This is a genomic window from Massilia sp. X63 (assembly GCF_041023745.1).
In the GTDB taxonomy this organism is placed as follows: Bacteria; Pseudomonadota; Gammaproteobacteria; order Burkholderiales; family Burkholderiaceae_D; genus Telluria.
In genome coordinates, this window is sequence record NZ_JBFTEF010000018.1 from 53690 (window position 1) to 80464 (window position 26775).

21 protein-coding genes are annotated in these 26775 nt (G+C 67.5%); 11 read left to right on the forward strand and 10 right to left on the reverse strand.

Annotation, left to right across the window (positions count from 1 at the left end):
- Positions 1-42 precede the first annotated feature (42 nt).
- Positions 43-1905 (forward strand): glucokinase, encoded by a 1863-nt coding sequence (locus tag AB3347_RS23560; RefSeq protein ID WP_369094147.1) that lies wholly within the window; start codon positions 43-45, stop codon positions 1903-1905.
- A 22-nt stretch (positions 1906-1927) separates the two neighbouring features.
- Here the strand turns inward: AB3347_RS23560 and AB3347_RS23565 are convergent, their stop codons facing one another.
- A complete protein-coding gene (locus AB3347_RS23565; protein ID WP_369094148.1) occupies positions 1928-2941 on the reverse strand; it encodes a YeiH family protein in 1014 nt (337 codons plus the stop codon).
- A gap of 103 nt (positions 2942-3044) precedes the next feature.
- On the opposite strand from AB3347_RS23565, the gene AB3347_RS23570 reads away from it, so the two are divergent.
- The 6 genes from AB3347_RS23570 to AB3347_RS23595 all read left to right on the forward strand — a co-directional run bounded on the left by AB3347_RS23570 (position 3045) and on the right by AB3347_RS23595 (position 7630).
- Positions 3045-3980 carry a LysR substrate-binding domain-containing protein gene (locus AB3347_RS23570; protein ID WP_369094149.1) on the forward strand — a complete coding sequence of 312 codons (936 nt, stop codon included), beginning with the start codon at positions 3045-3047 and terminating at the stop codon, positions 3978-3980.
- Positions 3981-4063: 83 nt separating this feature from the next.
- The gene (locus tag AB3347_RS23575) at positions 4064-5086 is read left to right on the forward strand and encodes an ABC transporter substrate-binding protein (RefSeq protein ID WP_369094150.1); all 1023 of its coding nucleotides are present in this window, start codon (positions 4064-4066) and stop codon (positions 5084-5086) included.
- Positions 5083-5670 (forward strand): SCO family protein, encoded by a 588-nt coding sequence (locus tag AB3347_RS23580; protein ID WP_369094151.1) that lies wholly within the window; start codon positions 5083-5085, stop codon positions 5668-5670. Before AB3347_RS23575 ends, AB3347_RS23580 begins: the two co-directional genes overlap by 4 nt.
- Complete coding sequence (locus AB3347_RS23585) at positions 5671-6126, forward strand: hypothetical protein (protein WP_369094152.1); 456 nt, start codon at positions 5671-5673, stop codon at positions 6124-6126.
- A gap of 3 nt (positions 6127-6129) precedes the next feature.
- Positions 6130-6888 carry an ABC transporter permease gene (locus tag AB3347_RS23590; RefSeq protein ID WP_369094153.1) on the forward strand — a complete coding sequence of 253 codons (759 nt, stop codon included), beginning with the start codon at positions 6130-6132 and terminating at the stop codon, positions 6886-6888.
- Positions 6878-7630 (forward strand): ABC transporter ATP-binding protein, encoded by a 753-nt coding sequence (locus AB3347_RS23595; RefSeq protein WP_369094154.1) that lies wholly within the window; start codon positions 6878-6880, stop codon positions 7628-7630. Before AB3347_RS23590 ends, AB3347_RS23595 begins: the two co-directional genes overlap by 11 nt.
- Before the next feature lie 16 nt (positions 7631-7646).
- Here AB3347_RS23595 and AB3347_RS23600 read toward each other — a convergent pair whose 3' ends face one another.
- The gene (locus tag AB3347_RS23600; RefSeq protein ID WP_369094155.1) at positions 7647-9164 is read right to left on the reverse strand and encodes a sulfatase-like hydrolase/transferase; all 1518 of its coding nucleotides are present in this window, start codon (positions 9162-9164) and stop codon (positions 7647-7649) included.
- Between the two features lie 222 nt (positions 9165-9386).
- Positions 9387-10157 carry a hypothetical protein gene (locus AB3347_RS23605; RefSeq protein WP_369094156.1) on the reverse strand — a complete coding sequence of 257 codons (771 nt, stop codon included), beginning with the start codon at positions 10155-10157 and terminating at the stop codon, positions 9387-9389.
- A 124-nt stretch (positions 10158-10281) separates the two neighbouring features.
- Here AB3347_RS23605 and AB3347_RS23610 point away from each other — a divergent pair, with 124 nt between their 5' ends.
- Positions 10282-11919 carry a TonB C-terminal domain-containing protein gene (locus tag AB3347_RS23610; protein ID WP_369094157.1) on the forward strand — a complete coding sequence of 546 codons (1638 nt, stop codon included), beginning with the start codon at positions 10282-10284 and terminating at the stop codon, positions 11917-11919.
- 88 nt (positions 11920-12007) lie between these two features.
- A complete protein-coding gene (locus tag AB3347_RS23615) occupies positions 12008-12322 on the forward strand; it encodes a hypothetical protein (protein WP_369094158.1) in 315 nt (104 codons plus the stop codon).
- A 38-nt stretch (positions 12323-12360) separates the two neighbouring features.
- On the opposite strand, the gene AB3347_RS23620 is transcribed toward AB3347_RS23615, so the two are convergent.
- A complete protein-coding gene (locus tag AB3347_RS23620) occupies positions 12361-15072 on the reverse strand; it encodes an alpha-1,6-glucosidase domain-containing protein (protein ID WP_369094159.1) in 2712 nt (903 codons plus the stop codon).
- Between the two features lie 72 nt (positions 15073-15144).
- Positions 15145-16686, reverse strand: a complete 1542-nt coding sequence (locus AB3347_RS23625; RefSeq protein WP_369094168.1) for an oligopeptide:H+ symporter — start codon at positions 16684-16686, stop codon at positions 15145-15147.
- 314 nt (positions 16687-17000) lie between these two features.
- Between AB3347_RS23625 and AB3347_RS23630 the strand changes: the two genes are divergently transcribed.
- Entirely contained in the window at positions 17001-18662 is a 1662-nt protein-coding gene (locus tag AB3347_RS23630) for an alpha-amylase family glycosyl hydrolase (protein WP_369094160.1), read from the forward strand.
- Complete coding sequence (locus AB3347_RS23635; RefSeq protein WP_369094161.1) at positions 18662-20554, forward strand: glucokinase; 1893 nt, start codon at positions 18662-18664, stop codon at positions 20552-20554. The genes AB3347_RS23630 and AB3347_RS23635 overlap by 1 nt, the downstream gene beginning before the upstream one ends.
- A gap of 13 nt (positions 20555-20567) precedes the next feature.
- On the opposite strand, the gene AB3347_RS23640 is transcribed toward AB3347_RS23635, so the two are convergent.
- The 5 genes from AB3347_RS23640 to AB3347_RS23660 all read right to left on the reverse strand — a co-directional run bounded on the left by AB3347_RS23640 (position 20568) and on the right by AB3347_RS23660 (position 26565).
- The gene (locus AB3347_RS23640) at positions 20568-22997 is read right to left on the reverse strand and encodes an FG-GAP-like repeat-containing protein (protein WP_369094162.1); all 2430 of its coding nucleotides are present in this window, start codon (positions 22995-22997) and stop codon (positions 20568-20570) included.
- A 168-nt stretch (positions 22998-23165) separates the two neighbouring features.
- Complete coding sequence (locus AB3347_RS23645; protein WP_369094163.1) at positions 23166-24059, reverse strand: PHB depolymerase family esterase; 894 nt, start codon at positions 24057-24059, stop codon at positions 23166-23168.
- 94 nt (positions 24060-24153) lie between these two features.
- On the reverse strand, positions 24154-25386 hold the full coding sequence (locus tag AB3347_RS23650; protein WP_369094164.1) for a sensor histidine kinase: 1233 nt from the start codon (positions 25384-25386) through the stop codon (positions 24154-24156).
- Entirely contained in the window at positions 25379-26080 is a 702-nt protein-coding gene (locus AB3347_RS23655) for a response regulator transcription factor (protein ID WP_369094165.1), read from the reverse strand. The genes AB3347_RS23650 and AB3347_RS23655 overlap by 8 nt, the downstream gene beginning before the upstream one ends.
- Before the next feature lie 20 nt (positions 26081-26100).
- Positions 26101-26565 (reverse strand): hypothetical protein, encoded by a 465-nt coding sequence (locus AB3347_RS23660; RefSeq protein ID WP_369094166.1) that lies wholly within the window; start codon positions 26563-26565, stop codon positions 26101-26103.
- Positions 26566-26775 lie beyond the last annotated feature (210 nt).

The window sequence follows — 26775 nt, forward strand, 5'->3', positions numbered from 1 at the left end:
AGTGCGATTCCGGGACAGGCGTCCCGTCTTGAGCCGATCGCAATGACTGTTGAACCCGATACCGACCCGAAACCCTCCCGCGCCGCATTCGCCGACGGTCCGCGCCTGCTGGCGGACATCGGCGCGACCCATGCGCGCTTCGGCCTCGAGACCGCGCCCGGCGTGCTGCGCCAGGTGGCGGTGCTGCGCTGCGACGACTACAGCGGCATCGTGCCCCTGCTGCACGCCTACCTGGCGCAGGCGGGCGGGATGCGCATCAACCACGCCGCGTTCGCGCTGGCCAATCCGATCAGCGGCGACTACATCCGCATGACCAACCGCGACTGGGAGTTCTCGACCGACGAGGTGCGCCGCACGCTCGGCCTGTCGACGCTCCTGATCGTGAATGACTTCACGGCGCTGGCCATGGCGCTGCCAGGCTTCGAGCCGAAGGACCTGCTGCAGGTCGGCGGCGGCGCGCCGCAAAGCCATGCGGTGGCCGGCGTGCTGGGCCCCGGCACCGGCCTCGGCGTGTCGGGCGTGATCCCGACCATCGACGGCTTCGTGACCCTCGGCAGCGAGGGCGGGCACGTGAATTTCGCCCCCGCCGACGAGCGCGAGTTCGCGATCCTGCAGTACGCCTGGCAGGAATGGCCGCACGTGTCGAACGAGCGCCTGATCTCCGGTCCCGGCATCGAACTGATGTACCGCGCGCTGGCCAAGCGCAATGGCGTGCAGGCGCCGGAGCGCAGCACCGCCGAGATCGTCAGCGGCGCGCTGGAGCAGAACGATCCGCTGTGCCTCGAAACCCTGGAAACCTTCGCCGGCATGCTGGGCGGCGCCGCCGCCAACCTGGCGGTGACCCTGGGCGCCTTCGGCGGCATCTTCATCGGCGGCGGCATCGTGCCGCGCATCGCCGAGTGGTTCGCCACGTCCCCGTTCCGCGCGCGCTTCGAAGCCAAGGGCCGCTTCACCGACTACATCGCCCAGATCCCCACCTACGTCATCATGACGCCGAACCCGGCGCTGCACGGCGTGTCGGCGATCCTGTCCGAGCACCTGCGCGGCCGCAGCGGCGCCAACACCCTGATGGACCGGGTGCAGCAACTGCGCCACGAACTCTCGCCGGCCGAGCAGCGCGTCGCCGCCATGGTGCTCGAGCATCCGCGCAAGGTGCTGTCCGAGCCGATCGCCGAGATCGCGCGCCTGGCCGACGTCAGCCAGCCGACCGTGATCCGCTTCTGCCGCTCGCTCGGCTTCCAGGGCCTGGCCGAGTTCAAGCTCAAGTTCGCCGGCAGCCTCACCGGCACCATCCCGGTGCGCCACAGCCAGGTGCGCAAGAGCGACAGCACCCACGACCTGTCGGCCAAGGTGATCGACAACACGGTGTCGGCGATCCTGAAATTCCGCGACCAGCTCGACGTGCACGCGATCGACCGCGCCATCGAGCTGTTGCGCCGCGCCCGCCGCGTCGAGTTCTACGCGATGGGCAATGCGCGCGCGGTGGCGCTGGACGGCCAGCACAAGTTCTTCCGCTTCCGCATCCCGGCTGCGCTGTACGGCGACTCGCACCTGTTCACGCTGGCCGCCGGCCTGCTGGGGCCGGGCGACGTGGTGATCGCGATCTCCACCGGCGGGCAGCTGCCTGAGCTGGTCCAGGCGGTCGATACCGCGCGCGCCGCCGGCGCCGACGTCATCGCCATCACCAGCAGCAAGTCGCCGCTGGCCAAGAAATCCACGGTCTGCCTGGCGGTCGACCACAGCGAGGACAGCACGACCTTCCTGTCGATGATCTCGCGCATCCTGCAACTGCTGCTCATCGACATCATGTCGGTCGGGATTTCGCTCGGCGCCCAGAACGGCCATGGCGAGGCCGGCGAGGGCGATGCGCAGCGTACGGCGCTGATCTCGCACCTGGACATCTGAGCGGCGGCGCCGGGCCGGCGGCTCAGACCTGCAGCAGCTTGACGAGCACGAAGCTGGCCAGGCCCAGTCCCAGCAACGACACCAGCACCACGACAACCACCTTGCCGCCGGCGCCTGCCACGGCGCGGGCGTCCACGCCGAGTCCCAGGGCGGCCATCGACATGATCGTCAGGAAGCCGGCGAGCTGCTGCGCCGGCAGCAGCGCCGCCTGCGGAATCCAGCCCAGTGAGCGCAGGCAGAGCATCAGCAGGAAGCCGACGATGAACCAGGGCAGCAGGTGGGGCAGCGCCGGCCGCGCCATGCGGCCCTTGCCGCGGCCCGCGAGGGACAGCAGCAGTACCACCGGACCCAGCATCAGGACGCGCACCAGCTTGACCACCGTGCCGATCTGCACGCTCGCGGCCGATACCGGAGCGGTGGCGGCAAGCACCTGCGGGACGGCATACACGGTGAGGCCCGCAAACACGCCATACTGCACCGGCGTGAAGCCGAGCAGATCGACGAGCAGCGGCAGGCCGAGCACCACCGCCACTCCCAGCACGGCCGTGAAGGCGATGGCGGCGGCGACGTCCTTGCCCTCGGCATCGATCACCGGCGCGACCGCGGCAATGGCCGAGTTACCGCAGATGGCATTGCCGCAGGCGATCAGCAAGGCCATGTTGCTCGACAGGCCGACGCTGCGTCCGATGGCCACGCTCAGCAGGATGGCGGCCAGCACCACGAGCGCGATGCCTGCGACCAGCCCAAGACCGTGTTCCAGCAGCGCCGCGCCGCTGACCGAGGCGCCCAGCAGCACGACGGCAAGCTCGAGCAGGAGCTTGGCGCCGACCTGGATGCCGGGTTCGAAGCGGGCGTCGAGCCGGTACAGGGTGCGCACGCCGGTCCCCAGCAGGATCGCCAGCACCAGGCTTTCCAGCCACGCGCGGCCGAGGAAATGCGCCTCCAGGTGTTCCAGCGCATAGGCCAGCGCGGTAATGGCGCCGCACAGCAGCAGGCCGGGAAGGGTAGAACGCAGGGCAGGAAAGCGGATGCTCATTCGAATTTCTCATATCGATATTTGAATACCGAATAAGTATCTTTCAGGAAAATCGTTCGGTCCATCTGATAATATCGAACGAAATATCAAGACAAATCGAACGATGACCCTGGAGCAGCTCCGCATATTCGTCGCCGTGGCCGAGCGCCAGCACCTGACCCAGGCGGCGGCCGTCCTGTCGCTGACGCCGTCCGCCGTCAGCGCATCGATCAAGGCGCTGGAAGAACGCTATGGCACCACCCTGTTCCACCGGGTGGGGCGGCGCATCGAAACCAGCGAAGAGGGCCGCATCTTCCTGGACGAAGCGCGCCGCACCCTGGCCAGCGCGCGCGCCGCCGAAACCACGCTGGCCGAGCTGGGCGAACTGCGGCGCGGCGCGCTGGCGATCCATGCCAGCCAGACCATCGCCAGCTACTGGCTGCCGTCCTTCCTGGTGCGCTTTCGCGAGCGCTATCCGGCCATCGAACTTGCGCTCGAGGTCGGCAATACCCGGAGCGTCGCGCAGGCGGTGCTGCAGGGATTGGCCGACCTGGGCTTCGTGGAAGACGCCATCGACGTTGCGCAGTTGTCGACCGCGGTGCTTGGAGAAGACCGGATGGTGGTGGTGGTGGCGCCCGGCCACCCCTGGGCCGACGGGCGCGCCCTGGAAGCGCAAGACCTGCGCGAGGCCCAGTGGATCCTGCGCGAAACCGGATCGGGCACGCGCTCGGCCTTCGAGGCCGCGCTGGCCCGGCTGGGCGTTCCTGCCGAGGCCCTGCGGGTCGCCCTCAGCCTGCCGTCGAACGAGGCGGTGCGCAGCGCGGTGATGGCCGGGCCGTTTGCCACCGCCATGTCGGAAATGGTGGTGGCATCGCACCTGGACGCCGGCTTGCTCAGGCGCGCCCAGGTCGCGCTGCCGGTACGCGATTTCCTGCTGCTGCGCCACCGTACGCGCCACCGCAGCCGCGCCGCCGCGGCCTTCGAGGAGAGCGTGCTGCAAGGCCGCTCAGCGGGGAGCACGACGGCGCCCGGTCGCGCTTCCGGCCAGGAAGAACGATAGCGGCCGTTAAAGGCAGAATAGGGGTTGATTGAAATCAATACAGTGCTAGAATTGCCCCACCCCTCCGTTTTGGAAGCGTTTCCATGTACCAGCATTCCCCGCGCCGGCGCCAGCTGCTCGGCGGCGCACTCGCCCTGCCGCTGGCCGGCATGGGCGGCACGGCGCACGCGGCGCCGTCGCGGCCGCTGCAGGTGGGCGGCCTGCCCGTCACCTGCAACCTGACCCTGCCGATCGCGTGCAAGGCCAGGGCGGTCGCCGACGGCAAGCCGGATGCGGCCTTCACCGCCTTCGAGTACACCAAGTTCTCGGGCTGGCCTGAGATCAAGGAATCCCTGATGACCGGCCGCATCCAGGCCGCCTACATGCTGGCGCCCCTGGTGATGGACCTGACCGACTGGCGCATTCCGCTGAAGATCGTCTCGCTCGGGCACCGCTCGGGTGCGGTCATCATGGTGCGCACCGATTCGCCCTACCGGAAGTTCGCCGACCTGCGCGGCAAGAGCATCGCCATCCCGAGCCGCTTCGCGGTGGACTACCTGTTCCTGCGCAAGATGCTGGCGCGCGAAGGCATGTCGGCCAAGGACATCCAGATCATCGAGATGGCGCCGCCGGACATGCCGGCCGCGCTCTACGCGCGCGCCGTGGATGGCTACTGCACCGGCGAGCCCTTCGGCGCCGCGGCCCAGCGCGCCGGCTATGCGCGCCCGCTGTCGATGACGCGCGACCAGTGGCGCAACTACATCTGCTGCGTGCTGACCGTGCGCCAGGAACTGATCGATACCAACCGTCCGCTGGTGCAGGACCTGGTCAACCACGTGCAGGCGGCCGGCACCTGGCTCGACGCCGGACCCGCCAACCGCGACAAAGCTGCCTTGATCGCGGCCAACCGCAAGTTCTTCAACCAGGACCCGAACATCATCCGCTTCGTGATGCAGAACCCGCTCGATCGCGTGACCTACGGCGACCTGCGCATGCTGCGCGCCGAGTTCGACGAGCTGATGCAGCTGTCGGTGCAGGCCGGCAACCTGAAGCGTCCGGTGCGCTATGAACAATACGTGGACGAGAGCTTCGTGAAGAACATCCGGAAGGTCGAGGTGGCGCTGTGAAGCCGGCGCTGAAGCGCGTCGTACTAGGTGCGGCGCTGCTGCTGGCGGCCGCCGTGCAGGCGGCGCCGGCCCTGAAGTCGGGCAGCTTCTCGCCGCCCCGCGCCGCGCCCGAGATCGCCTTGACGTCCGCCGACGGCCGCGACTTCCGCCTGTCGGCGCTGCGCGGCAAGGTGGTGGTGCTGGAATTCGGCTTCACCCATTGCCCGGCCGTGTGCCCGGCCTCGCTGGCGATGCTGGCGCAGGCGCGACAGAAGCTGGGGCCGCAGGCCGAGCGCCTGCAGGTGGTGTTCATTTCGGTCGATCCCGAGCGCGACACGGCGGCCCGCCTCAAGCGCTACCTGGCGCAATTCGACAAGAGCTTCATCGGCCTGACCGGCACGCCGGAACAGATGGCGGCAATCCGCAAGGACTACGGCATCACGGCGACCAGGTTCCCCGCGCCCGCCGGCCAGGACGGCTACCAGATGGGGCACTCATCCTACCTGTACTTCATCGACAAGAAGGGTATGCTGCGTGCCCTGATGCCCTTCGGTCGCCCGGCCGACGAGATGGTGCACGACGTGAACCTGCTGGCGGCGGAATAGATGAAGCGGCGCACCGGCATCGTCATCATCGCGGCATTGCTGGCGGCATTGCTGGCGGCGGCGCTGGCCTGGGCCGCGTTCGCGCCGCTGCGGGCGGCGCAGGCCGACCGGCGCGAGCTGCTGTTCGAGATCCCCAAGGGCACCTGGGAGCGCCGCATGAAAGGGGACAAGACCAGCATCCTGCCGGAGCAGCTCACCCTGACCCTGGGCGTGCGTGACGTGCTCCTGCTGCGCAACAGCGACACGGTCCCGCAGATGTTCGGTCCGGTGCTCATCATGCCGGGCCAGGATTTCCGCCTGCCTTTCGGCCAGGCCGGCGAGCACCCCTTCGACTGCACGGCGCACGCCAGCGGCAGGATGACGGTGCTGGTCGAAGAGGCGCCCGCCGCCGGCCTGGCGCGCCTGCGCTGGCGCTTGCATTCCCTTTTCAACGAAACGAGCGCGAACGACGCATGAAGCATGGATAGACTGAACCGGATATGGCCGCCGCTGCTGGTGCTGGCCGCCATCGTGGCGCTCTGGTGGGCGGTGGTCGCGCACAGCGGCAGCCTGATCTTCCCGTCGCCGCGGCAGGTGGCGCTTGGCGCGCTCGAGCTGGCCCGGGACGGCACCCTGTGGCAGCACATCGCCGCCTCGCTGCTGCGGGTGGCCACCGGCTTCCTGCTGGCGCTGGTGGTGGCGCTGCCGCTCGGCCTGTGGATGGGGCGGGTGGACGCTGCTTATCGCACGCTCAATCCGGTGTTCCAGATCATGCGCCCGATCTCGCCGATCGCCTGGATCCCGATCGCGATCCTGTGGTTCGGCGTGGGCGACGTGGCGCCGGTGTTCCTGATCTTCCTGGCCGCGGTGTTCCCGATGATCGTGCAGACCTCGGCCGGCGTGCATGCCATCGACGGGCGCTACCTGCGCGCGGCCGAGAACTTCGGCGTACCGCGCGCCAAGCTGTTCCGCCAGGTGATCGTGCCGGCCGTGCTGCCCGAGGTGCTGACCGGCATGCGCATCTCGCTCGGCGTGGCCTGGCTGGTGGTGGTGGCCGCCGAGATGATCGTGCGCAGCTCGGGCCTGGGCTTCCTGATCATGGACGCGCGCAATGCCGGCAACCGCTACGACCTGGTGGTGGCGGCGATGATCATCATCGGTCTCATCGGCCTGGGGCTGGACGCGCTGATGCGCCGCCTCGAAGGCCTCAAACAGGTAAGGTGGCGCTATGCACGCTAAGGTGAACCTCGGCGTCGAAGCGAAAATCGCGATCCGCGCGCTGCGCAAGGGCTTCAAGTCGCTGCAGGTGGTCGGCGGCATCGACCTGGACGTCGCGCCGGGCGAATTCGTCGCCATCGTCGGCCCCTCCGGCTGCGGCAAGTCGACCCTCATGAAGCTGCTGTCCGGCTTCGAGCACCCGGACAGCGGGCAGGTGGCGATCGACGGCCTGCCGGTGACGCGGCCTTCGCCGAACGCGATCGTCATTTCGCAGCACGGCTCGGTCTTCCCCTGGCTGACGGTGCGCGAGAACCTGATGTTCGGCCTGTCGGGCAGGGACGATGCCGCCAAGGTGGCCACCGCCGACCACTACGCCGAGATGGTGGGCCTGAAGGGTTTCGAGAAATCCTACCCGCACGAACTCTCGGGCGGCATGCTCAAGCGCGTGGAGATCGCGCGCGCGCTGGCGGTGAAGCCCGACATCCTCCTGATGGACGAACCGTTTTCGGCGCTCGACGCGCTCACGGCCCTGAAGATGCGCAACGAGCTGCTGCGCGTGCTGCGCGAAGAGAAGCACACGGTGATCCTGATCACCCACGACGTGGAAGAGGCGATCTACCTGGCCGACCGGGTGGTGGTGCTGTCGCCGCGCCCGACCACCATCCGCTCGGTGTTCCCGATCGGACAAGCGCATCCGCGCAAGGTGTCGGAGCCGGCGCTGCAGCAGATGAAGGATGCGATCCTGGCGCAACTCGGGCTGTAGCAGGCCGCCGACCGCTTCATTGCACACGGCGCTCCCCCACCGCGCCCTGCGACCGGGTCTGCTGGACCGGCGCCGACGCAGCCCACAAGGACAGGTAGGTGGCGGACCGGTTGAGCAGGGAGGCACGCATTTCCGCCAGCCGCTCCGGCCGCGGCGTCGCGCCGTGCCGGTTGAAACCGCTGTAACCGAGGCCGAGCCTGCCGCCTTCGACCTGGAAGCCGCTGAACTCGAGGATGGTGGGCAGCAGGTCGAAGTGCACCAGTTGTTCCCGGTTCCTGGCGGGCACGTCCGCGCCGATGAAGGCGTTGAAGAGCGGGCGTTCCGGCATCCGTTCGAGCACATCGGATAGCGGATTGCGGCGGGCGGTGTGGTCTCCCAGGATCACGATATTGGTATCGGCAAGATAGCCGCGCTCGCGGACGAAATGGACGAAGGCGGCCACCTCGGCGGCCGTGCAGCGGAGCACGCCCTGGAAACCGAGGAAGCCGCGCCGCGCGCAGCCCGGCGACAAATGGCCCTCCGGTTCGTGGGTATCCACCGTCAGCAGGGTCAGGTTGAAGGGCTGGCCGGACGCATGCAGCTCGCCCAGCCTGGCGCGTGCTCGGCTGAACAGGGCCTCGTCGAACAATCCCCACCCGTTCATCATGGCCTCCGTCACCCCCTGCCTCTGCCAGTCTTCCTTGCCGAGGACCTCATGGTAGTGATGGGCGCGCAGGAAGCGTCCCTTGCCGGCGAAGCTGGGCGAGCCGCCGCCCATGAACACGTTGCGGTAGCCATGCCGGGCCAGGATGTCGCCGAGGCAAACGGCATTCGGCAGGAAGGACCGGACCTGTTCTCCCTGCGTGTTCTCGTCGAATATCGTGACCCGCTTCAGCGGCAGCCCGCACTGGGTGGCGATGAGGGCGGCGATGGTCCAGCCGGTGCCGGGCATTTGCACGAAGGCGCCGAAGCGGCCGGCCTCGAGATCGGTGAGGGGCGCGATCAGGTTGCTGCCGAAGACCTGCCGCTTGCTGTAGGCGGCCTTCAGGCTCTCGACGTAGACCAGGATGAGGTTCTTGGGCTTGACGGCCTGCACGGGCACCGTGGATGGCTTCACGTAATGCTGGCCGAAATAGTCCGGGCCCATGTTGGCGCTGAGGTAGTCGACCACGGACAGCTGGACCAGCCAGAGCAGCACGGCCGACAGCAGCGCCACCTGCGGCAACACCGGACAGGCACGCAGGACGCGGCGGTAGCGGCAGGCCAGCAGGGCCCAGCGCTCGGCCAGCAGCACCGTCGCCAGCAGCACCAGGGGAATCAGCACGCCCCAGTGCAGCAGGCGCCGGACGATGGCGGGATCCGACGCTTCGAGTCCCTGGGTGCCGAATTGCAGGTGGTAGGCGATCTGGTCGATGTCGGGCCTGCCGAAATAGCGGTTGATCCAGTGATTCAGGCAGAACAGCAGGATCGCAGCCAGGTAGAGGCCGGCACGGGCCATGGAAAATTGCCGATAGTTTGCTTCTTCCGGCATCGTCACGGCTGGCTTGGTCTTCATGGCTCGGCACCCCGGGCAGCGCGTCGGTCAAGAAATGCGGTCGGATAACAGCGACGTAAAAACAGGGACGTGAAGGACCGGCAACGTAGCGTTTAAAACAGGGAATACTGCCGGCGCTGCGGATGGCAGGACCGGGCGTGCCGGGACCTGCAAGGCCCGACCTTCGGTATGACTACGCCGCTATTCAGCAGTTCCACAGATCCTGTCGACCTGGATCTACGTCTAGTCGCGCGCGGTGCGCCACTCCTGCCGCTTGGCGGGCTCCTCGGGGGTGGGGCAGTTGGTGAGCCGGATCTTGCCGTGCATCTCGATCATCTCGACATTGGTTGCCGGAGAGCGTTCGGTGATGCAGTAGGTGCGCCTGCCGGTGATCACACGCGTGCGGCGCGCGCCGTCGCCGGTGTTGTTCACCAGTTCCTCGACCTTCGGCGCTTCGAAGATGCGCGGCGGCGCCAGTGCATGGGCCTGTTCCATGCCCTGGCGCATGCGCAGTTCGGGACTGTCCGGCGGCGCCACGATCAGCGGCTTGCTTTCCTTGCGCAGGGCGCGCTCGATGCCGGGAATGCTGCGGCGCGCATTCTCCATGATGGCCGCGGCGCTTGGTCCGGACGGCGGCTCCGCCGGGGCGCTGGATGCGGGCGCGGGTTCCTGGGTGGTGGGCGGCGCTGCATCGAACGGGGGCGAAGCGGCCGGCGCCGCCGCGGGGCCGGGACGCGCGACCGGCGCGGACGCCGGCGTGCGGGGAGCGGCCGCAATCGGGCGGGCAAGCGGGCGGGGCGCGTCAAGGGCGGGCGCCGGCTGCGGCGCGGGCGCCAGCGGCGGCAATCGCAGCCATTGCATGGCCGCATCGCCTTCTTCGGCTGGCGGCGGAGGTGGCGTGCCGCCCATATGCCAGGCCAGGATCAGCGCCACGTGGACGAGGACCGTCGCAAGCAAGCCGGCCAGGCGCCGATCGCTTGCAGGGGGAACGGGAGAGAGCGTGGGGCTGGCCATATCCGCTCAAGTATAGCGAATGGCCGCGTTTGCATATCCACCAATTATTTCCACGGAGGACTGCAGCGCTGTTGTGATAGCATCATCGGATTCCTTGCTTCAATGGCAAGCTTCCCCGCCACCCATGCCCGATTCGCTCATTCTCGCCCAGCCAGCAAGCCACGCGGCCTTGCGCGCCGCGGTTGCGGACACGGCCTTGCATCCACCGCGCTTCCCATGGCGCCTGCGTATCGCGCTGCTGGTTTCCCTGCTGGCGCACGCATTGTTCCTGAGCCTGAGCATCGGCGGCGACGCCCTCGGACTGCCCGGCCTGCGCTTTCCATGGGAGGAAAGGCGCCTGGCCGACTACGATCTGCGCATCGTGCTGGCCCCGGCCCCGGCCCCGGCGCCGGCCCCCGCGCCATCGGCACCGCCTGCGCCATCGGCACCACTTGCGCGATCGGCAGCCCCGGCACCGGCAGCACCGGCGGCACCACGTATTAGCGATACTCCTATCCCGGCCGTGCCCGTGCCCACTCCCGCCGCCGGCACAAGCGCGCAGGTAGCCGCGCCGCCTACGGAGGGCCGCGCGGCGGTCGTGATGCAGGCGCCTGCCGCTTCCCCTGTGCCGCCACCAACGGCCGCCAGACGCGACGAAGCGCAGCAGGAAGCGAAACAGGAAGCGAACCTGGAAGCGGTGCGGCAGGAACAGCAGCGCCAGGAGGTCTTGCGCGCCGAGCAGGCGGCGCAACGCGAAGCCGCACGGGTTGAAACGGAACGCCAAGAACTTGCCCGGCAGGACAGGCTGCGCGAGGAAGCTGCGCGACTGGAACAGGCAAGATTGGCCGAGCAGGCAGCACAGGATGCGGTACGGCAAGCGCAGCGAGAGGCAGAACGCCAGGAACAGTCGAGACTGGCAGAGCAGGCGCGACAGGACGCCGCGCGGCGGGAACGCGAACGTGCCGACGCCGCGCGCCTGGAAGGCGAGCAGCAGCAAGCCCAGCGGCAGGAACAGCTCAGGCAGGCGCAGCGCGAGGCGGCAAGACAGGAACAATTGCGCCAGGAGGGGGTACGGCAGGAACAGGCACGGCAGGAACAATTGCGCCAGGAACAAGCACGGCAAGAGCAGGCGCGTCAGGAACAGATTCGTCAGGAACAGGCAAGACAGCAACAAGCCCGCCAGGAACAGGCAAGACAGGAACAAGCACGCCAGGAACTAGTACGCCAGGAACAGGCAAGACAGGAGCAGGCAAGACAGGAGCAAGCAAGACAGGACGCGGCACAGCGGGAACAGGCACAGCGCGACCAGGCACTGCGGGAGCGCGCCGAGCAGGAGGCCAAACGGGAGGAACGGCTGCGCGCCATCGGCCGGCAGCTCGACCAGGAAGCCGCCCAGCGCGATGCGGCGAACCGGGCGCCGGCCAGCGGCGGCCTGCGGCGCGGCTGGCTGTTCGGGCGCGCCGATCCGAACGCCGACCTGGTCCAGTACGCGCAAGCGATGGGGCGCAAGATCGAGCTGAACATGACCTACGACATGGTCCGCGAAGCCGTGAAGCAGCGGCACGTGAACCCGGTCGTCACGGTGGCGGTGCGCGCCGACGGCAGCGTCGAGAAAATCACCTTCGTGAGCTCCAGCGGCGTACCGGCGCTGGACGAGGCGGTGCGCAAGGTGATCGCCAGCCAGGCGCCCTACGGCGCCTTCCCGCCGGCGCTGGCGCGCCGGTACGACGTGGTCGAAATCCGCCGCACCTGGATCTTCGACGTCGCCATCCGCCTGGAGTGAGCCCGGGCGCGGGCTGGCGTCGAGCTGTGCGTCGCCACCGCAGGGCTTCTGCTAAGGTTGAACTGAACATTACCGTAGAGGAGCCGGCATGGAGCGATACCTGATCGTTTACCGCGGATCGACCGTCGACGAGTCGGAAGGCCCGCAACACGACCCGCAGCGCTGGACCGCATGGTTCGACGCGCTCGGCTCGGCCCTGGTGGACCGCGGCGCGATGTCGCACAGCGGCGTCGAGGTGCCGAGCCGCCTGCGCGGCCCGAAACTCAACAGCGCCTCGCTCTCGGGCTATTCCGTGATTGCCGCCGCCGACTTCAACGAGGCGGTCCGGCTGGCCGAGGAATGCCCGATCTTCGACGAAAAGGGCTCGGTGGAGATCGCCCGCCTGGTTGGCCCGGCGGGCTGATCGCCTCTATTGCGCGGCTGTTGGCCGCGCCGCGCCGATCACTCGGCCACGAACACCACCGCGGTGCGCGGCGGTACCGTGAAGCTGCCGCTCGCGCTGTCGAAGCGTGCCTCGGAGGCGCGCTTGTCGGCCGCGCCCGGCGCGCGGTGCACCGGATGCAGCTGCAGGCGCTTGCCGCGCAGCGCAGCGTCGCTCACCGTGTGCGCCACCTTGTCCACGTTCACCAGATAGCTGATGCCGGCGAATTTCGCGCCCGGGTAGCCCTTGCCGTCGATCCAGGCCGCCAGCACGGCCGCCTGCTGCTGCGGGCCGGTGTTGAAGAAGCGCAGGCGCTGCACGATGTCCTCGGTACTGCGCAGGCGCAGCAGCGTCGAACTGGCGCGGATGGCCAGCAGGTCGCGGAAGGCGTCGCGTGCGAAGGCGATGTCGGCGGGCGCCGGCTTGATCGCGGCGGCCTGGGCCAGGTAGGGCTTGAGCAGCGGCCAGTCCTTGCCGTTGTCGTCCTGCTGCGGCAGGCCGGTGCCGAAGTAGTTGTCCTGGTAGGTCCAGTCGATGCGGTTGAACCAGTCGCCCGAATTGAAGCTGTTCTTGTCGAGCGACTTCGAGCGCAGCGTGTCGATGCCGGCGTGGTAATACGCCACGCCCTGGCTGAAGGCATTGATCGCCATGCCCAGCACCTGCACGCGGGCGCGCTCGGCGGCCGGCGTGTTCAACGGCAGCTTGAGCACGTTGATGTCGAACAGGGTCTGGTTGTCGTGGTTCTCCACGTAGTTCACCACTTCGCCCGGCTGGCTGGCATAGCCGGCCGGCTGGTTGCCGTAGGCGATGTCCTCCAGCTTGCGCAGCTTGCCTTCGAAGGTCTGGAAGGCATACGGGCGCACCGAACCGGCCAGGCCGACGCGGATCATGTCGGCCGTACGCAGCAGGTCCACCTGTTTGTGTTCCCCGCCCTTCGCATTCGGGTCATACACCAGGCCATTGATGTAGCCCTGGCGGCGCACCATCGCTTCGCCCGAATCGCCAGCCGAGCCGCCGCGCACGGCGTCGCGCGCGCGGTCGCTGAAGGTGCCGATGCCGGAGCCGTTCAGCGACAGCTGCGAAGCCTGCACGAAGCGGGCGCCGTCGGCCACCTCGCCGAAGTTCCAGCCTTCGCCGATCAGCTCGACGCGCCGGCCGGCGGCCTTGTCCACGCGCTTCTGCAGCTGTTCCATCGCCGCGCGCGGCTGGTGGCCCATCAGGTCGAAGCGGAAGGAATCGATCTTGTAGTGGCGCGTCCACAGCTCGGCCGAGTCGATCATCAGCTTGGCCATCATCGTGTTTTCGGTGGCCGTGTTGTCGCAGCAGGTCGAGCGCTCGATGGCGCCGACGGCGTTCAGGCGGTGGTAGTAGCCGGGCACCACGCGGTCGAGCACCGATTTCTCGTTCTGGCCGGCGATGAAGGTGTGGTTGTAGACCACATCAAGGCCCACGCGCAGGCCGGCGCGGTGCAGGTCCATCACCATCTGGCGCATTTCCAGGATGCGGCGCGCGCCGTCGGCAGGATCGGTGGCGTAGCTGCCTTCCGGCGCGTTGTAGTGGTAGGGGTCGTAGCCCCAGTTGAAGCAGTCGGTATCGGCGGTCTGGCGGGTGAGCGCCTGCTGGCTCTCGCCGTCCGGACTGCCGGCGGGTTGCGGTAGCGCGCAATCCTTTTCCGGCACGCTGCCGAGGTCGTACACCGGCAGCAGGTGGATGTCGGTGAGGCCGGCCCTGGCCAGCGCCTTCAGGTGGCGCATGCCGTGCGAGTTCGTTTCGCCGAAGGCGGCGTACTTGCCGCGCTTTTCCTTCGGCACGCTGGGGTCGTTGATCGAGAAGTCGCGCACGTGCAGCTCGTAGATGACCATGTCGGTCTGCGCCTTGACGGTATTCGGCGCGCGGGTGGCATCCCAGCCCCTGGGCTTGAGTGCCGGCGCGTCCAGGTCGGCGACGTAGCTGCGCTTCGAATCGGTCGTCAGGCTGACCGAATACGGATCGGTGACCAGGTTGCGCACCAGGCCCATGCCGTCCACCGCCACGTCCACCGCATAGCGGTAGTAGCTGCCGGAGAGGTCGCGCGCGACCTGCGCGTTCCAGGCGCCGGTGCGGACGTCGAAGCGCATCTGGTGCACGGCGCTGGCCTTGCCGGTGGCGCTGTCGTAGGTGCAGACCGCCGCCGTGCGCGCGGTCGGCGCCCACAGGCGAAAGTCCGTGCGGCCGCCCTTCGGCGTGGCGCCCAGGCCGGACAGCTTGCCCGCGGCGGCGTAGAGATCGTCCAGCGCGCCGGCGACCTGGATGCGCGTCGCCGCGTGCACGCTGCCGTCCGGCGCTTCCTGCACCAGCACCAGCTGGCCGCGGTGCAGGTCCTGCATGCGCACCAGGTCTGCCGCGCGCACCGACAGCACCGGACCGGCAGCCAGGTACCTGAAGCGGACCGGCAGCTTGGCCGTGCTGGCCTCGAGCAGCAGTGCGCCGTCGGCGCCTTCGACCTTGGCTCCCGGCCTGGCGACGATGGCCGCCGTGCTCGAATGGTAGAGGCGGAAGGTGGTGCCGGCATCGGCGCCGGGCCAGCTCAGGAGCCGGCGGTCGAGCCAGACCGCGCGCGCGTCCAGCGTGGCGCCGGATGGATACAGGACCTGCTGGAACGAGGGGTCGTCGCAGGTAGCGAGGGGAACCGCAGCGTGTGCGGACGAGGCGAGGGCGGCCGCCGCGAGTGCGGCGTAACGGAGTCGGGTCATCGTGGCGTCGAAAGGGAGTAAAACAGGGCGGGCGCATGGACAACTGCGCCTGCCCGCGAAGCGCCTGGAAGCTCAGGCGCGGTAGTGGTCGACCATCTTGTAGCGCTTGGCGTACAGGCCAAAGGCGAGGGCAGCCAGCAGCGCGAAGGCGGCAAAGAAATACATCTGGAAGGCGATCACGCCCACGCCCGAGTTTTCGATGTAAGCGATCACGGCCTCGTTCTTCACGCCGGCGTTCACGATCAGCACCCACAGGTTGCCGACGGTGACCGCCAGGTACCACAAGGCCATGATCACGCCCTTCATCGAGGCCGGAGCCTGGCTGTAGGCGAATTCGAGGCCGGTGGCCGAGACCAGCACCTCGCCCAGGGTCAGTAGCGCGTACGGCAGGATCTGCCAGGCGATCGACACGCTGTCGCCGGCATCGAGCTGCACCTGCAGGTTGCCGACCACGATCCAGGCCAGCGCCGAGAAGGCGATGCCGGCGGTCATGCGGCGCAGCGCGGTCGGCAGCAGGCCCATCTTGCTCAGCAGCGGGAACAGCACCAGGTTGTTGAAGGGGATGAGCAGCATCACCAGCAGCGGATTGAGCGCCTGCATCTGGGCCGGAATGACCTCGAAGGTCCAGCCCAGCAGGTTCACCTCGGTGGACATGGTGTTGGCCTGTACGATCCAGGTCGAGGCCTTCTGGTCGAACAGCGACCAGAACGGGGTCACCAGCGCGAATACGATCAGGATGCGCAGCACGGCGCGCACGCCATCGACGGCGATGTCAGGGTGGATGCCGCGGGCGCGCTCCAGCTGCATCGAGGCGCCGATGCCGACGCAGGCCAGCAGCAGCACCAGCGCGGTGCAGGCGGCGATGACGAAGCCCCAGCTCGGGGTCTGCAGCAGCGCCGCAAAGGCGCCGACCAGGCCGGCGACGGCGACGGCCAGGCCGGGCCGGCCCTGGCCCGGGAAGGTCTGCGCCATGAGCGCAGTACGCACCACGCGCAGGAAGGAATGCGGATCGCTCGGACTAGGCGGCACGTGGACGTATTTCTTCTTGCCGCTCCACAGCACCATGGTGGCGATGAACATCAGGATGCCCGGCACGCCGAACGCGACCGATGGACCGTAATCCTGCAGGAGGATCGGCATCAGCAGCGAAGCGAAGAAGGAGCCGAAATTGATGATCCAGTAGAAGGCGTCGAACACTACCTTCGCCTTGTCCTTGTTGGTCTTGTCGAACTGGTCGCCCACGAAGCTGGCCACCAGCGGCTTGATGCCGCCCGAGCCGAAGGCGATCAGGAACAGGCCGAAGTAGAAGCCGTTGACGCTGTGCTCGAAGATGGCGAGGCAGGCGTGGCCGGCGCAGTAGATCAGGCTGAACCAGAAGATGGTGTTGTACTTGCCGAAGTAGCGGTCGGCCAGCCAGCCGCCCAGCAGCGGGAAGAAGTACACGCCCATCATGAAGGTATGGAACACGTGCTTGGCTTCGCTGGCGCGGTGCTCCTGGGCGACGAACAGCAGCAGCGTCGAGATCAGGAAGGGCGTCAGGATGTTGCGCATCCCGTAGAAGCTGAAACGCTCGCAGCCTTCGTTGGCGATGATGTAGGGGATCTGCCGCGGCATGCGCCCGGCGGTCTTGATTTCATTCGTGGCTGGAGCGTTCATGGCTTTTCCGGAAAAACGAAACAGACGCGATCCTATGCCGAGGCTGAGTTACTTTGCAATAAAAATGTGACGGCGAAACAAATGAGAAACAAATAAGACATCAATGACTCGTAGTTTAGCTACTTATCTGTTGCCTCGGATGGACATGGAAAAATCCTAAGCCATTGAAAAGTAAGGAATTAATGCATATTAATGAAGAGCGGGCCGCATTGTAAATTTTTCCATCGTCATGTATATTGCCTAGAATTTAGTACTCTCCGGACGGACCAGCCATGACCCAGATCTCGACGACCGACAACCCGAACTGGTGGAAAGAAGCCATCATCTACCAGGTGTATCCGCGCAGCTTCCTCGACACCAACGGCGACGGCGTGGGCGACCTGGCCGGCATCACCGAGAAGCTCGATTACATCGCCAGCCTGGGTGTGGACATCGTCTGGCTGTCGCCCTTCTTCAAGTCGCCGATGAAGGACTTCGGCTACGACATCGCCGACTACTGCGACGTCGATCCGCTGTTCGGCACCCTGGACGACTTCGACCGGCTGATCGCCAGGGCGCACAGCCTGGGGCTGAAGATCATGATCGACCAGGTGATGTCGCACACCGCCGATACCCATCCCTGGTTCGTCGAGAGCCGCAAGAGCCGCGACAACCCGAAATCGGACTGGTACGTGTGGGCCGACCCGCTCCCCGACGGCTGCCCGCCGAACAACTGGCTGTCGGTATTCGGCGGCTCGGCCTGGCAATGGGACACGCGCCGCAAGCAGTACTACATGCACAACTTCCTCACCAGCCAGCCGCAGCTGAACTTCCACAATCCGGACGTGCAGCAGGCCCACCTGGATGCCCAGCGTTTCTGGCTGGCGCGCGGCGTGGACGGCGTGCGCATGGACGCCTGCGTGTTCCACTTCCATGACCGCCAGCTGCGCAGCAATCCGCCGGCCCTGGTGCGCGACACCTCGACCGTCACGGACGTCAACCCTTACGGCATGCAGGCCCACATCTACGACAAGACCCAGCCCGAGAACATCGCCTTCCTGCAGCGCGTGCGTGCCCAGCTCGACGAATTCGGCGCGGTCTCGATCGGCGAAGTCAGCTCGGACGACGCGCTGGCGCAAATGGCCGAGTACACCGAAGGCGGCGACAAGCTGCACCTGGCCTACAGCTTCAACCTGCTGACGCCGCAATTCACGGCCGCCCACGTCCGCAAGCAGGTCGAGGACTTCAAGGAACGCGTCAAGGACGGCTGGGCCTCCTGGTCGGTGGGCAACCATGACGCCATCCGCGTGGTCACCCGCTGGGGCGGCGCGCCGGGCCAATCCGCGACGCCGGCGCTGGCCAAGCTGGTGCTGGCGATGCAGCTCTCGCTCAAGGGCACGCCCTGCCTGTACCAGGGCGACGAGCTGGCCCTGCCGGAAGCCGACGTGCCTTTCGAATTGCTGCAGGACCCCTACGGCATCACCTTCTGGCCCGAGTTCAAGGGCCGCGACGGCTGCCGCACGCCGATGCCGTGGACGGGCGAGGCGCCGAACGCGGGCTTTACCACCGGCAAACCCTGGCTGCCGGTGGCCGCGCCGCACCTCGCCGCCAACGTCGCGCAGCAGGACCAGGATCCGGACTCGATGCTGACCTTCCAGCGCCGCTTCATCGCCTGGCGCAAGACGATGCCACAACTGACCCGCGGCGAGATCGCCTTCTTCGATGCGCCGGAGCCGGTGCTGGCCCTGCGCCGCAAGGTGGACGATGCGGACGGCCTGGACGAAGTGCTGGCCGCCTTCAACCTGTCGAACCGCGAAGTGCAGTTCGACTGGCCCGATAGCGCAGGCGCACGCCAGCTCGAGGTACACGGCCTGTCGGGGCAGGCAGCCGGCGGCAAGCTGAGCCTGCCGCCCTACGGCGCCTGGTTCGGCAGCATTCCCGCGGGCGCCAGGTAATGGGCGGCCAGCAGGAGGCGGCACGATTCGGGGAGAAGGCGGCACGCACGGCCTTTGCCGACGGGCCGCGCCTGCTGGCCGACATCGGCGCCACCCACGCGCGCCTGGCGCTGCAGACCGGGCCCGGCGCGTTCAGCGCGGTGCGCGTGCTCAAGTGCGAGGACTTCGAAGGCATCGTGCCGCTGCTGCGCTGCTACCTGCAGGACCATGCAGCGCAGCACCAGGCCGCGCAGTACCAGGCTGACCTCCGCTTGCACCACGCGGCGCTGGCCGTGGCCAACCCGATCAGCGGCGACTTCGTCCGCATGACCAACCGCGACTGGCAGTTCTCGACCGACGCGGTGCGGCGCGAACTGGGCTTGAGCACGCTCCTGATCGTCAACGACTTCACCGCGCTGGCGATGGCGATCCCCGGATTTGCGCAGGCTGACCTGATGCAGGTGGGGCAGGGCGCGCCGGCGCCGAACGCCGTGATCGGCGTGCTGGGCCCGGGCACCGGCCTGGGCGTCTCGGGCGTGATCCCGACCGCCGACGGCTTCGTGACCCTGGGCAGCGAAGGCGGCCACGTCAACTTCGCCCCGGCCGACGAGCGCGAGTTCGCCATCCTGCAGACCGCCTGGCGCGAATGGCAGCACGTCTCGAACGAACGCCTGATTTCCGGGCCGGGCATGGAGATCATCCACCGCGCGCTGGCCGAGCGCAACGGCGTCGAGGCCCCGACACGCAAGGCGGCCGAGATCATCGCCTGCGCGCTGGACCAGCAAGACCCGCTGTGCCTCGAGACCCTGGAATGCTTCTGCGGCATGCTGGGCGGCGCGGCCGCCAACCTGGCGGTGACGCTGGGCGCCTTCGGCGGCATCTTCATCGGCGGCGGCATCGTGCCGCGCATGGGGGAGTGGTTCGCGCAATCGCCGTTCCGCGCGCGCTTCGAGGCCAAGGGACGCTTCTCGAACTACCTGGCCGAGATCCCCACCTACGTCATCACCACGCCCAACCCGGCCCTGCACGGCGTCGCCACCATCCTGGCCGAGCACCTGCGCGGCCGCAGCGGCGCCAACACGCTGATGGAGCGCGTGACCCAGCTGCGCCACAGCCTGAGCCCGGCCGAGCAGCGCGTCGCCAGCCTGGTGCTGGAACAACCGCGCCTGGTGCTCAACGAACCGATCGCCGAGATCGCGCGCCTGGCCGACGTCAGCCAGCCGACCGTGATCCGTTTCTGCCGCTCGCTCGGCTTCCAGGGCCTGGCCGATTTCAAGCTGAAATTCGCCAGCAGCCTGACCGGCTCGATTCCCGTGCGCCACAGCCAGGTGCGCATCAGCGACAGCACCCATGACCTGTCGGCCAAGGTGATCGACAACACGGTGTCGGCGATCCTGCGCTTCCGCGACCAGCTCGACGTGCGCTCGCTCGACCGCGCCATCGAACTGGTGAGCCGGGCGCGCCGGGTCGAGTTCTTCGCGATGGGGAATTCGCGCGCGGTGGCGCTGGACGGGCAGCACAAGTTCTTCCGCTTCCGCATCCCGACCTCGCTGTACGGCGACTCGCACCTGTTCAAGCTGGCCGCCGAGCTGCTGCAGCCGGGCGACGTCGTCATCGCGGTGTCGAATTCGGGCAGCATCGCCGAGCTGCTGGAGGCGGTAGACATCGCCCGCGCCGCCGGCGCCGACGTGATCGCCATCAGCAACAGCCAGTCGCCGCTGGCGCGCAAGGCCAGCGTGTGCCTGGCAGTGGACCACGCCGAGGACAGCACCAGCTTCCTGTCGATGATCTCGCGCATCCTGCAGCTGCTGCTGATCGACATCCTGGCGGTGGGGATCTCGGTGGACGCGCAGCATGGCGAGCCCCAGGGTAGCGAGGCGCGCCGGCTGCTGATCTCACATCTGGACAGCTGAGTGGAAGAAACGCTCAGCCGAACGGCGTATAGGCAAAGCCGTCCGCGATCACGCCGATCAGCGCTGCCTTGTTCTCGGCGCTTTCGCTGAAGCCGACCAGCACATCCGCGATCGTCAGGGTGTTCGCATCCAGCAGACCGGTCCACCACTCGATGCCCGCCTTCTCGCCGGGGCGATGCAGGACGTTCTCGTAGAAGCGCGACACGATTTCCAGGTTGGTGGGAGCGGCCCCGTACAGGTCCTTGAATTCCTTCGACGCGACGAAGCCTTCGGCAACCGTCTTGAGCGACGTGCCGCGGTCCATCATGCTCATCCAGTAGCCGACGCCGCCCAGGTCGGGGGTGCGGGCAAAGGCGGCCTGGTAGATGCGGTAGGTCTGGCCCCCGGTACCGTCGATGTCGAGTGCCACGGCGCCGTCGCTGAACACCAGGCGCTCGATATTGCTCAGGGTGTCCACGACGCCGCCGCTGCTAACGCTGAATCCCGTTGCCGACTTCGCAATGCTGAAGTCGGCCCGCTTGCCGCCGAAGACCATCTTGTCGAGTCCAGCTCCGCCGTCGGCGTTGTCGGCGCCCTTGCCGTTGTGGATGGTCTCGTTCGCTGCGCCGCCCACGACCTTGCCGCCGTTGTCGCCGAATCGGTAGACCTGGCTCGCACCGATCCGGTCGGGGGAGCTGTTCAGGAGCACCGAGAAGCCCGCGGCGGTGGCTTCCACGAGGTCGGGCTTGCCGTCGCCGTTCACGTCCATCGACACCACGTGCTGGTTGGGCGTGCCGTTCCAGCCCAGCGTGAATTTACCGGTGCCGTCATTCAGGTACACGCGCGACGACGATGCATTCATGCCGTCCACCAGGATGTCCTGGAAACCGTCGCCATTGAAGTCGATCGCCGTGGTCGAGAGATACCAGGAGGTGTTTGCCTGGATGTCCTTGGACTGCGGCAGGCGCAGGCTGGTCTCGTCGTGGAAACGCCCGTTGCCGTCGTTGACGAGCAGCTGGATGTAGGGGAGCTTGTAGAACTCGTCGTGGGTGCCGTCGTTGGTCATGCTGAGCATCAGGTCCGGCAGCGCATCGCCGTTCAGGTCGATGGTTTCGATGCCGATCACGGTCTCGCTGAAGCCTCCGGGGCGGGGCAGGGCCAGCGGCGTGGCATTGGCGAAGCTGCCTTTGCCGTCGTTGAGCAGGACCACGCTCGGGTTCGGGTTCGGTTTCCAGGTGCCGAGGACCATGTCGTCCCAGCCGTCGCCGTTCAGGTCGCGTAGCATGGACCAGGTGTTGCCCGGATCGTAGCCGGCCTGGTGCAGGCTGGCCGGCAGCAGCGATTGCGAGGGCGTGAAGCGGCCGGCGCCATCGTTGATCAGGATCTGGTTGGCGTTGCCAGTCGTCTCATGCAGCGCGTTGACCAGGATGTCGATTTTGCCGTCGTGGTTGATGTCGCCGAGGGAGGTGCCGTGGTTCTGCTTCAGGCCTTGCGGCAGCGTGGCTGTCGCGTTCTCGAACAGCCCACTTGCCTTGTTCGACAGGAACAGCGAATTTTGTCCGCCCGGGAAGGGCGGTTTGTCGAGACCGAAATCCGGCGTGAAGATGTCGGTGATGCCATCCTTGTTGAAGTCCGCCGCGAAAATACGCGGAACGTAGTTCACGTAGGGGATGCCGCCCTTGAAAAGGCTGGCGGTCTGGTCGCTGAAATTCCCTTTGCCGTCGCCGAGCAGGATCTGCAGCGGCACTGCCGTTTCTCCCAGGTCGCCACGGGTGCGGATGACCAGCAGGTCGCCCACGCCGTCGCCGTTGAAATCGCCGGTGCGCAGCTGGTTCACGTGATACATTTCAAACGACGGCACGACCGCCTGCTGGCGCAGGAAGCCGGTGCTGTCGTCGAACATGTCGCGCGTGTATTGGGCATAGGTGCCGCCCGGGCCCAGCAGCTGGATGGTGTCGACGTCCTGCAGCGTGTCGGTGCCGGTCTTGTAGAGCCCCTGCTTGACCACGGTGAACGTGTCGGTGGCGCGCGAATAGCTCAGCTTTACCTCGGACGGCTTGAGTTCCCAGTACTTGACCGTGTCCTGCCCACCGCCGCCGGTGACGCGGTCCGAGCCGCTGCTGAGCCAGAATTCTTCCGAGGCGCTGCTGCCCACGATCTCGTCGCTGTGACCCGAATCCTGGATGGTGCGAACATTGATCAGCTTATCGACGGTGCCGTAGCCGTCCTGCGCGACGCCGGTCGCCAGGTTGACCTTGATGCCGCTGGGTGAGGTCCAATAGGCGACGCCAGCCCATGCTTGCAGGGCAGTAATGGTGTCGTTGCCTTCCTCGCCGAGGACGGTGCCGGCGGAGACGATGATCGTGTCGTCGCCTTTGCCGCCGTAAATGTTGCTTCCGCCCGGGATGCCGAGTTTGTCCTGGTCGATGGAATCGTTGGCGTCGGTACCGCGATAGTCTGCCATGGCTGATAATTTGATCGAAAAACGGCTATTTAAGTTTCTATATAGCAAAAAGTCAAACCGTGTTGCCGCGAGTGTGGCAAAGCCGCCAATGCCTGCCGGAGTGAAGCATGAATATGCTACCGGCAGGTCATTTATGAGACCCATGTTCCTTGGCCGGCGGTAGGCCAGTCAGCGGCGGTGCCTGCTGAAGAACTGCCAGATCGCTTCGTTGGCGTCGATGTCGCGGGTCGTCTTCCCGATCGGCAGGCCGACGTTGAACGGGTCGGCGCCCGGCCAGGTGTGGCCGCCTTCCTTGATCGTGGCCAGCGCCACGCGATGCGTCCCGTCGCCCTGTTCCAGCCAGCTCACCTCGGTGCCGTCGGCCGGATCGGCATCGATGCGGCGGCGCTCGGCCGCGGCCCCTTCCAGGCCGTTGTGCCTGAGCCAGTAGGCATACGTGTCCTGGGCCGACAGGTAGCCGCTCCCCTTGTTCTCTTTACCTGCGTAGGCGACCACCTGGTCCGCGGTGCCGTGCACCAGCAGCACGCCCACTTTGCCGGCCGCGCCGCCCTTGCCGTGATGCTGCACCACCGGTTCCGGCATCGGCGCGCCGACCGAGGCGACGGCGGCGAACAGCTGCGGCAGCTCGGCCGCGATGCGCAGCGCGAAGAAGCCGCCGCGCGACAGCCCGGTCGCATACACGCGCGCGGCGTCCACGCGGTAGTCGGTCTTGAGCCGGGCCAGCAGCGCTTCGGTGAAGCCGATGTCGTCGCTGCCTTCGAGGTAGGACATGCCGAAGCCGACGTTCCAGTCGTCCTTGATGCCGCGCGGGTAGACCACGATGAAGCCGTGGCGGTCGGCGGCCCGGTTCATCTGCGTGTAGAGCATCTGCTCGGCCATGCTCATGCCGCCCCCGTGAAAGTTGAACACCACCGGGAAGTTCTTCTGCGGCTGGCTGGCGTACGAAGCCGGGGTGTACACGAGGTAGCGCCGCTTTTCGTCCTTGTGGACGAGGGACTTCACCTGCGCCAGCGCGGGCAGGGACAGGCAGGCCAGGAGGACGAAGCTGATCAGGTTTTTCATGCTGCGTGGGCGCGACATGCGCGAAGTGGAAAGAGCGCACAGCTTAGGAAGCGGCCGGTGAAATCGTGGTGAAATTTTCCGGATTCTTGGCGCTTCAGCGCAATCCCGGCGCCAGCGCTTGCGGAACGATCGCGACCCGGTAGGCCGCCGCGTCCGATTCGAAGCGCAGTTCCCAGCACATGGCCTGCGCGATCCGCAGCAGCAGGTCCTGGCCGTGCCGGAAACCCTGCACCCGGCGCGGCCGCCCGCCGTCGATGCTGTTGGCGATGCTCAGGGCGCCGTCGGCGAAGACGATCGACAGGCGGGTGGCGGGACCGCCATGGAACAGGGCGTTGGCCAGGCAGTTGTTGATCAAGAGGCCGGCCAGTTGGCGGTTGCCGCTTGCCATCAGCCGCTCCGGCAGGTCGAGCTGCAGGCCGGCGCTGTCCCAGCCTTCTTCGGCCAGCCGCAGCAGGCCCTGTTCGATGCAGGCGCGCAGGTCGAGCAGCTCGGTGTCGATGTGTCCGGCACGCGCCAGCGCGAACAGCACGTCGACGACGCCGCGGATCTCGTCGAGCGATGCCTGCAGCTCCGCCACGTCGCGGGCGTCGAGCGGCCGGGCATGGGCCAGGCCGAGCGTGTTGTGCATGACGGTCAGTGGCGTGCGCAACTCGTGGCTGACGTCGCGCGTGAATGCATGCTCGCGCCGCAGGGCGGCCTGCAGCGCCGCGATGCTGCTGCCGAGGCGCTCGGCCAGGTAGCCGATTTCGTCCGGGCGCCGGCGCGCGCTGAACCGCGGCGGCTCGCCGGGCGCCAGCTTGCGCACTTCGTGGGCCAGCAGCCGCAGCGGCTCCACCAGCCGCCGCGACAGCCGCCAGGCCAGCAGCAGGGCCAAGCCGATCAGCGCCAGCGCCACGAAGATCAGCACGCCGCCGACTTCCTGGATCAGCTTCGACACCACCAGCAGCGGCGCGACATCGGCCAGCAGGTACAGGCGCCGCACCGCGCCGCCGGATGGCAGGTCGAGCGCGCGCAGGTGGTAGTGCTGGCCGGTGGAGGTGAAGACTTCGGCGCGCGCGTCGCCGGGGCCGGCCTGGCGGCGCACCACGGCCGGCAGCAGGGCGTAGCCGCCGATCACCCGCACCAGGTCGCTGTTGGCGGGAGGCACCTCGCCGTGGCTGCGGAAGTGCGCGGCGATGGCCGCCGCTTCCCGTTCCAGCAGGCGTTCGACCAGCATGTCTTCGGTGACGTAGGCAATGACCAGCGCCAGGCCGGTGTAGCAGACGCAGATCAGCAGCGCGAAGCCGGCCAGCGCGGCAAACAGGCGCTGCCGGATCGATTTATTCATTGCCGTCCGCGTCCAGGGCCAGCCGGTAGCCGAGCTGGGGAATGGTCGCGATCATGTCCGGTCCGCCGGCGCGTTCGAGCTGCCGGCGCAGCGCGTAGATATGCGACTTGAGGGCGTCGCTGTCGGGCGGGTTGGCGCCCCAGACGTGCTGCACCAGGTTTGAACGCGACACCGCGCGCGGGTAGTCCATGCATAGCCTGAGCAGGATGCGAAAGCCGGTCTGGGTCAGCGCCACCGCTTCGTCCCGGTACAGCACGCGCATCTCGCGTGTCAGCAGGCGCAAGGGGCCGACGCGCATTTCCTGCTCCACGTGCAGCTGGCCGCGCCGCGCCAGCGCTTCGCAGCGCAGCGCCAGTTCGCGCAGGTCGAAGGGCTTGGTCAGGTAGTCGTCGGCGCCTTCGTGAAAGCCGCGCGCCTTGTCCTCGAAGGCGTCGCGGGCGGTCAGCATCAACACCGGCAGGTTGCGCGGCGCGCGCGCCTTGATCGCACGGCAGACGGCCAGTCCGTCGATATCGGGAAGGTTCAGGTCCAGCACCACCACGTCGTAGGCATCGCGCGTGGCGAGTTCGATGGCGAGGGTTCCGGTGCCGGCATGGTCGGTCTGCCATCCGAGTCCGTCGAGGAAGGCCGCCACCTGGCGCGCGATGGTCGGATGGTCTTCGACCAGCAGGATGGTCAGCGGCGTGCGCGGCATCGTTGCCGGGAAAGGGCGGTTCAGTCGGCGCTCTTGAGCTGCACCCGCTCGATGTTGCGGCGCCAGTCCTGCAGGCTCTGGCGGGTGTCGGTCTCCGGGTCTTCCACCAGGATCTCGTCGCCCTGCTGGGCGACCAGGAAGCTCTCGCGGCGGCGCACGTCGTCGGCGCGGTTCTCGACGAAGGTGAGCTGGTAGTACTTCTTGCCGTTGATCTCGCGCGGGGTCGGATCGTCCTCGATGACGGCGCCGTGGGCCTTGCCCTTCGAGCGCTTTTCGATCTGCTCGGACCAGGCCTTGAGTTCGGGCACGGCCAGCAGGGCGGCCATCGCCTGTTCCTTGCTGCGTGCCGGCGCTTCCTTGACCGCGGCCGGCGCCGGTTTCGGCGTTTCGCGCTCGGCGCGCTTGCAGCCGGCGACGGTCAGCGCCACGGCAAGGGCGGCGACCAGCAGGGGCAGGGAAGGATGGAATGCAGTGCGAATCGACATGGGATGCCTCGTAGTGTGAATGGCAAGTCTACACCCCGTGTGTTTCAGCGGCAACGGTCCGAGCCTTCATTACAGCAGAGCTTGTGTCCGAATGTCAGACCTGAGGTGGTCCGGATTTCCCGGACATCTTAATTAAGCACACGAAATGCTGATTCGACGGCGACCGGTGTTTGATAGCTCAAGGTTTGATGCAGCCTCTGTCGATTGTAG